The 4,953-nt window shown below is 74.0% G+C and carries 4 protein-coding genes; all 4 read left to right on the top strand.

Annotated elements, in window-relative coordinates:
- Window positions 1-1,468, top strand: a 1,468-nt coding sequence (locus ABD908_RS26575) for a UDP-N-acetylmuramoyl-L-alanyl-D-glutamate--2,6-diaminopimelate ligase (protein WP_345001794.1), incomplete at its 5' end; no start/stop codon positions are given.
- Window positions 1,465-3,024, top strand: coding sequence for a UDP-N-acetylmuramoyl-tripeptide--D-alanyl-D-alanine ligase (locus tag ABD908_RS26570; protein WP_345001792.1), 1,560 nt, complete (start codon window positions 1,465-1,467; stop codon window positions 3,022-3,024). The genes ABD908_RS26575 and ABD908_RS26570, both read left to right, overlap by 4 nt.
- On the top strand, window positions 3,021-4,109 hold the full coding sequence (mraY, locus tag ABD908_RS26565; RefSeq protein WP_345001790.1) for a phospho-N-acetylmuramoyl-pentapeptide-transferase: 1,089 nt from the start codon (window positions 3,021-3,023) through the stop codon (window positions 4,107-4,109). Before ABD908_RS26570 ends, mraY begins: the two co-directional genes overlap by 4 nt.
- Before the next feature lie 4 nt (window positions 4,110-4,113).
- On the top strand, window positions 4,114-4,953 hold an 840-nt coding region (locus ABD908_RS26560), incomplete at its 3' end, for a Mur ligase family protein (RefSeq protein ID WP_345001788.1).

The following is a 4,953-nucleotide window of genomic DNA, read 5'->3' as shown; positions in this document are numbered from 1 at the left end:
CGGCGCGGTGCCCGGCACTGCGACGCACGGCGCCCGGTTCGCGGCCGCTGCCGCCGCGAACGGTGCCGCGGCCGTCCTCACCGACGCCGACGGCGCCGCGGTGCTCGCCGCGGCCGGGGTGACGCTGCCCGTCGCCGTCCACGCCGCGCCCCGTCGCGTACTCGGCGCCGTCGCCTCACTGGTGTACGGTCGGCCGTCGCAGCGCATGGTCCTCGCGGGCATCACCGGAACGTCCGGCAAGACCACCACGAGCTACCTCACCGAGGCGGCGCTCACCGCGGCCGGGCACACGACGGGGTTGATCGGCACCGTCGGCACCCGGATCGCGGGTGAGCAGATCGCCACGTCCCTGACCACGCCCGAGGGCACGGCCCTGCAGGGGCTGCTCGCGGTCATGGTCGAGCGCGGGGTCGACGCGGCCGTCATGGAGGTCAGCTCGCACGCCCTCGACCAGAACCGCGTGGGCGGCACCCGGTTCGCGGTGGGCGGGTTCACCAACCTCAGCCAGGACCATCTCGACTACCACCCGACCCTGCGGGACTACTTCGACGCGAAGGCGCGGCTGTTCGTGCCGACCGGGGAGACCGGCGCGGGTGCCGAGCCGGTCTGCGAGACCGCCGTGATCTGCGTCGACGACGAGTGGGGCACCGAGATGGCCGCACGTCGCCGCGCCGCCGGGCTTCTGCTGGCCACCGTGTGCACGCTCGAGTCGGCGCCCTCGTGGGACTCCGCCGACTGGCGCGCCGAAGGTGTGGGCACGGCCGCCGACGGCTCCCAGGAGTTCACGCTGGTGGGGCCCCGGGACGCGTCGGCGCACGTCACCCTCACGCTGCCCGGCCGGTACAACGTCGCCAACGCCGCCCTCGCACTGGTGATCGCGCACGCCGCCGGGGCGGACCTCGCCGCCGCGGCCGCCGGGGTGTCGACGGTGGCGGTGCCCGGCCGGGTGCAGCGCATCGACCGCGGGCAGGACTTCCTCGCGGTGGTGGACTACGCCCACAAGCCGGCGGCCGTCGAGGCCGTCATCGCGACGCTGCGGGCGCAGTCCAGCGGCCGGATCGCGGTGGTGGTGGGCGCCGGGGGCGACCGCGACCGCGGCAAACGTCCCCTGATGGGCGCCGCAGCGGCCCGGGCGGCCGAGCTGGTGGTGATCACGGACGACAATCCGCGCAGCGAGGACCCCGCCGAGATCCGCGCTGCGGTCCTGGCCGGCGCTCAGGCCGTGGTGGACGCGGGTGCGGGGCCGGCGGGCGTCGAGGTGTACGAGCTGGGCGACCGCCGCGCCGCGATCGAGGCCGCAGTCGCGTGGGCCCGGCCCGGCGACGTAGTCCTCATCGCGGGCAAGGGCCACGAACCCGGACAGGAGATCGCCGGCGTGAAGCACCCGTTCGACGACCGCGACGAGTTGACCCGGGCGCTCGACGCGCGCCTCCTCGGAGTCCCCGGCGGCCGGAAGGGCGGCGAATGATCCCACTGACCCTGCGCGAGGTCGCCGACATCGTCGGCGGCGAGCTGCACGACGTGCCGGACGAGAACGCGATCGTCACCGGCACCGTCGAATTCGACTCCCGCGCGGTGCGCCCGGGCGGGCTGTTCCTGGCGCTCCCCGGCGCGCGCGTCGACGGCCACGAGTTCGCGGCGCAGGCGGCCGCGCAGGGCGCGGTCGCGGTGCTCGCCGCGCGCCCCGTCGGCGTGCCGGCGATCGTGGTGCCGGTGTCGGGGGAGACCGACAACCGCGTCATGGCGCTCGAGAACGACGCCGACGGCGCAGGGGCCGCGGTGCTGGGCGCCCTGGCCGCGCTCGCCGCGCACTGCACCCGCGTGCTCGCCGACCCCACCCGCCCCGGAGGCGGCCTCACGGTGGTCGGCGTCACCGGCTCGGCCGGGAAGACCTCCACCAAGGACCTGATCGCGGCGGTGCTGCGGCCGCTGGGCGAGACGGTGGCCCCGCCGGGCTCGTTCAACAACGAGATCGGTCACCCGTGGACCGCCCTGCGCGCCACCGAGTCGACGCGCTTCCTGGTGCTGGAGATGTCCGCGCGCGGGCCCGGGCACGTCGCCGCGCTGGCTCGCGTCGCGCCGCCGCGGATCGGCGTCGAACTCAACGTGGGTACCGCCCACCTCGGCGAGTTCGGCTCCCGTGCGGCGATCGCCGTGGCCAAGGGCGAGCTGGTCGAGGCGTTGCCTCCCGATGGTGTCGCGGTCTTGAACGCGGACGACGACGCGGTGGCCGCGATGGCGTCGCGCACCGCTGCGCGGGTGGTCCGGTACGGGGTGGGCGCCGCCCCCGACGTGCGCGCCGCCGACGTCACCCTCGACGCGCAGGCGCGCGCGAGCTTCACCCTGCACGCCGGCGACCGGACGAGCGGGGCCGCGGCGGCGCCCGTCTCCCTGCTGGTGCACGGCGAGCACCAGGTGCACAACGCGCTGGCCGCGGCTGCGGTGGCGCTCGAGTGCGGCGGGACGGTGGCGGGTGTCGCCGCAAGCCTGTCCGCCGCGGCGGCCGCGTCGCCGCGCCGGATGGACGTCACCGTGACCCCCGACGGGGTCACCGTGATCAACGACTCCTACAACGCGAACCCCGACGCCGTGCGCGCGGCGCTGCGCTCGCTCGCGCAGATGGCGCGGTTCGCGCCGGACGGGAGCCCGGCGGCGGAGAAGCGCCGTACCTGGGCGGTGCTCGGCGAGATGGGCGAGCTGGGCGACGACTCGATCGTCGAACACGATCGCGTCGGTCGGTTCGCGGTGCGGCTCGACATCTCGCAGCTGATCTGCGTCGGCGCATCCCGCGCCGTGCGTGCGCTGTGGCAGGGCGCGGTGATGGAGGGCTCGTGGGGCTCCGAGGCTGTGCAGCTCGACACGCGGGAGGAGGCCGTGGCGCTGCTCACGGAGCAGGTTCGGCCGGGTGACCTGGTTTTGGTGAAGGCGTCCCAATCCGAGAAGATGTGGGCGGTCGCGGAGGCGCTGCTGCGACCCGAGCACGCCGCAGCCGCGCGGCGACCGGCGGAAGAGGAGCAACGGTGAAGCAAATCCTGTTCGCGGGCGGGATCTCCCTGGCCGTGGCGATCCTGCTCACCCCGGTCCTCATCAAACTGTTCTCGCGACAGGGCTTCGGGCAGGAGATCCGGGTCGAGGGTCCGCAGAGCCACCAGACCAAGCGTGGCACGCCGTCGATGGGCGGCGTGGCCATCGTCGTCGCCCTGTGGTGCGGCTACCTCGGGGCGCACCTCGTGGGAATCGGGTCGGGCCCCGGCCCGTCGGCGTCCGGACTGCTGGTGCTGGGCTTGGCCACGGCGCTCTCGTTCGTCGGATTCCTCGACGACTTCATCAAGATCCGCAAGCAGCGCAACCTCGGGCTGAACAAGACCGCGAAGTCGGTCGGGCAGGCCGCGGCCGCGATCCTGTTCGGCATCCTGGTCCTGCAGTTCCGCAACGGCGCGGGCACAGGACCCGCCAGCCCGCACCTGTCGTACGTGCGTGACATCAACGCCATCTCGATGGTGTCGATCGTGTTCGTGCTGTTCTGCTGGTTCGTGGTGGCCGCGTGGTCCAATGCGGTCAACTTCACGGACGGCCTCGACGGACTGGCCGCGGGCTCGATGGCCATGGTCCTCGGTTCGTACGTGCTGATGGCGTTCTGGCAGTACCGCAACGCGTGTGTCGGCGGGCCCAAGGGCGCCGCGCCCGGTTGTTACGACGTGCGCGACCCGCTCGACCTGGCGCTCGTGGCCGTCGCCGCCGGTGGCGCGTGCCTGGGCTTCCTGTGGTGGAACGCCGCGCCGGCGAAGATCTTCATGGGCGACACCGGCTCGCTCATGCTGGGCGGCCTGCTGGCCGGCCTGTCCATCTCGACCCGCACGGAGTTGTTGGCGATCGTGATCGGCGCGCTGTTCGTGGCCGAGATGGTCTCGGTGGTCACCCAGATCCTGGTGTTCCGCAGCACGGGCCGCCGGGTGTTCCGGATGGCGCCGTTCCACCACCACTTCGAGCTCGCGGGGTGGGCGGAGACCACGGTGATCATCAGGTTCTGGCTGCTCACCGCCATCGCCTGTGCGCTGGGTCTGGGGCTGTTCTACAGCGAGTTCCTGTCCTCCGCGAGCGCGGGCTGAGCAGGTGCAGCCGTACCTGACCGCCGGCGCAGACGTCCTGGTGGCGGGCGCGGGGGTGACCGGCCCGGCCGTGGCGCGGGCGCTGCTGGCGTTGGGGGTGCGACCCACGATCGCCGATGCCAAGCCCCTCGCGCGGGCGAAGGTCGCGGCCGAGGTACCGGGGGTCACCGTCGTCGACCTCGACGGCCTCGACACGTCAGCGCTCGGGCGCTTCGCGGCGGTGGTCTGCGCGCCCGGCTTCCGCCCCACGGCGCCCGTTCTGGTGGCCGCGCGCGAAGCGGGTGTGCCGGTGCTGGGCGACGTCGAGCTCGCCTGGCTGGCCGACCGCGCCGGGCTGTTCGGTGCGCCGCGCACCTGGCTCGTCGTGACCGGCACCAACGGCAAGACCACCACCACGTCGATGCTCGAGCAGATCCTGCTGCACGCCGGGCTGCCCGCCGCCGCCTGCGGCAACATCGGACGCACCGTGATCGATGCGGTCACCGATCCCGCCGACCACCGCGTGCTCGCCATCGAGCTCTCGTCGTTTCAGCTGCACTGGGCACCGTCGGTGCACCCGCACGCGGGCACCGTCCTCAACGTGGCCGAGGACCACCTCGACTGGCACGGTTCCATGGCCGCATACACGGCGGACAAGGCTCGGGCGCTCAGCGGCGGTGTGGCAGTGATCGGCCGCGACGACGCGATCGCGAGCGGGTTGTCCGGGCCCGGGGTCACCGTCGGGTTCACGACGGGGGAGCCCGCGCCGGGCGACTTCGGGGTGCGCGCCGGCCTGCTGGTCGACGGTGCCGGGCGGCCGATCCTGCCGGTCGCCGACGTGGTCCCCGCGAGCCCCGCCGGCATC

Origin of the sequence: Tsukamurella soli (genome assembly GCF_039541155.1) — a bacterium.
Classification (GTDB): domain Bacteria; phylum Actinomycetota; class Actinomycetes; order Mycobacteriales; family Mycobacteriaceae; genus Tsukamurella; species Tsukamurella soli.
The sequence above is the reverse complement of the archived record's forward strand: the minus strand, read 5'-3'. Positions and strand labels throughout refer to the sequence as shown.

What these genes read in the sequence shown, in the direction of transcription:
- ABD908_RS26570 (WP_345001792.1), top strand. Translation starts at nt 1,465, where the DNA reads ATGATCCCACTGACCCTGCGCGAGGTCGCCGACATCGTCGGCGGCGAG.